1 protein-coding gene is annotated in these 1,090 nt (G+C 52.6%); it reads left to right on the top strand.

Annotated features, from left to right (window positions below):
- A partial coding sequence (locus BY454_RS16725; protein WP_258075694.1) for an IS630 family transposase occupies positions 1-1,061 on the top strand: 1,061 nt, incomplete at its 5' end.
- Positions 1,062-1,090: the final 29 nt, after the last annotated feature.

Raw genomic sequence — 1,090 nt, 5'->3', positions numbered from 1 at the left:
TCGTTCGCCAAGCTTATCGGATATCTACACTCATGCGTCACGATGACGGTCGTAAACTTGATCACAAAACCTTAGAAGCCATTCGCGTTCGCGCCGTTCAACGAGTCATGGACGGCGAGAGCCCGGAAGTCGTCATCAAAGCGCTTGGCATGAGCCGCGCACGAATCTACGAATGGCTGGCTGCCTACCGCGAGGGTGGCTTTGACGCACTCAAGGCCAAGCAAATTTCTGGTCGCCCCAAAAAACTGAGCGGCGCTCAGATCCGGGAGCTGTATACCTGGATAACGACCTTTACACCGGACCAGCTGAAGTTTGATTTTGCCCTGTGGACCCGGGGTCGTGTGCGTGATCTCATCCGGCGAAAGTTCAACGTCCGGTTAAGCGATGTCTCGGTTGGTCGTCTGCTTCGAAACCTGGGGCTGACGCCCCAGAAACCACTGCATCGGGCTTACCAGCAAAAACCAGAGGCCGTGAAGCAGTGGAAAGAAGAGACCTACCCGGAAATCCGCAAGGAAGCCAAAAAAGTCGGTGCCACCATCTACTTCGGTGATGAAGCCAGTATCCGGTCTGATTATCACAGTGGCACGACCTGGGCACCCAAGGGTGAAACTCCGATCATCCGCAATACCGGAAGTCGCTTCAGCATCAATCTGATCTCGGCCATCTCACCTCGCGGTGAACTTCGCTTCAAAACGATTCAGGGCACCATGAACACCGACGCGTTTCTCGGTTTCCTCAAGGCTCTGGTGCAAGACGCTGACAAGCCGGTTTTCCTGATCCTCGATAACCACCCGGTTCACCATGCTCGTCGCGTTCGCGAGTATGTCGAGAGTCTTGACGGCAAACTCAAGCTGTTCTTTCTGCCGCCGTACTCGCCGGAGCTGAATCCTGATGAGTCTGTTTGGGGCTATATCAAATATCACCACGTCGGTAAAAAGATCATTAACAGCAAAGAACAACTTCGGAGCATTGTTTACCGGCAGCTTCGGCGATTACAGAAATTGCCAAAGCTATTGAAATCGTTTTTCGGTCATCCGGACCTGGCTTATATCTCCGGGTAATGTTCGCTTACTTTATTTCGGATTAGTAA

The sequence above is a fragment of the Marinobacter persicus genome (assembly GCF_002934325.1).
GTDB lineage: Bacteria > Pseudomonadota > Gammaproteobacteria > Pseudomonadales > Oleiphilaceae > Marinobacter > Marinobacter persicus_A.
Note: the sequence above shows the minus strand (reverse complement) of the source record. Positions and strands in the feature narration are given on the sequence as shown.